The sequence below is a fragment of the Pseudoroseomonas cervicalis ATCC 49957 genome (assembly GCF_000164635.1).
GTDB classification, from domain to species: domain Bacteria; phylum Pseudomonadota; class Alphaproteobacteria; order Acetobacterales; family Acetobacteraceae; genus Pseudoroseomonas; species Pseudoroseomonas cervicalis.
This window is the reverse complement of the sequence record NZ_GG771261.1, coordinates 1-521: the sequence shown is the minus strand read 5'-3', so window position 1 is coordinate 521 and position 521 is coordinate 1. Positions and strand designations below refer to the sequence as shown.

Sequence of the window (521 nt, the reverse complement as noted above, 5' to 3'; positions counted from 1 at the left end):
CCGAGCAGCGCCAGGTCGAGCGCCGGCGGCGCGCCGGGCTGCGCGCCCTCGGCCTGCGGGGCGATGTGGAACACCGCCTCCTCCACCGCCGGGCGCGGCGTCAGCCGGATGCGCTGCATCCAGCATTCCTCGATGCGGGCGACCGGCTGGCCGCCGCCATCGCGCAGCATCACGCTGCATTCGCCGGAACGCTCGCCCCGGTGCAGCAGGCGCAGCTCGGCGCTGACCGGCACCGGCGCGCCGCGCTTCAGCACGACGCGGCCGAAGCGCACCGGCACCACGGCGCGGCCATCCACCGCCTCGCCGGGGGAGAGCAGCTCGACCATGCCCTGCAGCGCGCCATCGCCGCGCACCGGGTGCAGCAGGAAGCCCGCATCCGGCGGCACGCCGGGGGGCAGCGCCAGGCGCAGCGTCGCGGCGCGGCCATCGGCGGAGAGCCGCGCCTCCTGCACCACGGCGAAGGCCGGGCCGTAATCGAGCAGGAAGTGGCGCGCCTGGGCGCGCGTCGCCTCGCCGGGCAC

1 protein-coding gene is annotated in these 521 nt (G+C 77.9%); it reads right to left on the bottom strand.

The window, feature by feature from the left end:
- The coding region (locus tag HMPREF0731_RS22895) for a polyketide synthase dehydratase domain-containing protein (RefSeq protein WP_169312320.1) at positions 1 to 521 on the bottom strand (521 nt) is incomplete at both ends.